The organism is Citrobacter sp. Awk 2, from assembly GCF_028069815.1.
Lineage (GTDB): Bacteria > Pseudomonadota > Gammaproteobacteria > Enterobacterales > Enterobacteriaceae > Citrobacter.
Genome location: NZ_JANEWL010000277.1, coordinates 1 through 353 on the forward strand (window position 1 = coordinate 1; position 353 = coordinate 353).

The window sequence follows — 353 nt, forward strand, 5'->3', positions numbered from 1 at the left end:
GGACTGTATAAACAAACCTATATTGATGAATACGATACCCCTGGCGGAGAGCCTGTTGCCGCACTGATTTCTTCGTATGAGTTCGATGCCTCAGCGCAGGATGTCGCATTACTGCGTAATATTTCGAAAGTATCCGCTGCGGCACATATGCCGTTTATCGGTTCTGCGGGACCGGCGTTCTTCCTCAAGGACTCGATGGAGGACGTGGCGGCGATTAAAGACATCGGCAACTACTTTGATCGTGCTGAATACATCAAGTGGAAATCCTTTCGTGAGACGGATGATGCCCGCTATATCGGTCTGGTGATGCCGCGTGTACTGGGCCGTCTGCCGTATGGTCCGGACACTGTACC

The 353-nt window shown here is 51.8% G+C and carries 1 protein-coding gene; it reads left to right on the forward strand.

Translation table 11 applies throughout. The features are described 5' to 3' along the window. A partial coding sequence (locus NNO02_RS23625; RefSeq protein WP_271455911.1) for a type VI secretion system contractile sheath domain-containing protein occupies positions 1–353 on the forward strand: 353 nt, incomplete at both ends.